This window comes from Alistipes sp. CAG:29 (genome assembly GCF_000435435.1).
GTDB lineage: Bacteria > Bacteroidota > Bacteroidia > Bacteroidales > Rikenellaceae > Alistipes > Alistipes onderdonkii.
This window is the reverse complement of the sequence record NZ_FR893467.1, coordinates 121,457-122,139: the sequence shown is the minus strand read 5'-3', so window position 1 is coordinate 122,139 and position 683 is coordinate 121,457. Positions and strand designations below refer to the sequence as shown.

General features: G+C 56.8%; 1 protein-coding gene and 1 pseudogene. Both read right to left on the bottom strand.

The features are described from left to right. Positions 1–50: 50 nt before the first annotated feature. Positions 51–500: a YhcH/YjgK/YiaL family protein gene (locus tag QVP03_RS07795; protein WP_022332944.1), complete on the bottom strand. Its 450-nt coding sequence runs from the start codon at positions 498–500 to the stop codon at positions 51–53. An 11-nt stretch (positions 501–511) separates the two neighbouring features. Next, a pseudogene (locus tag QVP03_RS07790) lies at positions 512–683 on the bottom strand (endonuclease); the annotation flags it as partial.

Here is a 683-nt window from a genome sequence, read left to right as displayed (position 1 = left end):
GGCGGTTCCGCAGGGAACCGCCTCTCGCGCATCCGTAATCCGGCCCGCCGTTACTTGCGAACCTTCACAATGATCTTGCGCACATCGCCCTCGCCGATCATCGGCGCATGGCCGTCCTCGGGGAAGAAGATCGTGAACTGCCCCGGGCGCAGCGTATAGAAGGTCTGCGGCTCATCGTCGAAGAAACGGATATCCTTCCCGGCATCGAATTCGCCCAGCGGCTTGCGCAGGTCGGCACGCTCGCTCCACCCGAAGGTCTCCTGCTCACCGCGGATCAGCACCTGGATGTCGATATAGGCGTCGTGTATTTCGAGTTTGGCATCCGCCGGTTTTTTCAGCTCAGGTTCCATTACGTTGACATAGATGTCCTTGCCGTCGAGTTCATGGATCCCCGGCTCCATCGTTTCCCAGTCGGTCGAAGCGATGAAGCCGAAGGCTTTTTCCAGACGCGGGCTCACCGGATAATAGAGCGCGCTGTTCTTCAAAGAGTCGAAAATCATAGTTTATCGGATTAGTTATTCAGTAGATTCTTTTGGAGACGCACCACGACGGGCAGGTGATCCGAATATTCGACCTGCGGCACCTCGTAGGAAACCGGGTCGAAACTGTCGGAGCAGAGGACATAGTCGATGCGCAGCGTATTGAAGAAGCCGCGGAAAGTATGCGAATAGCCCGAACCGCTC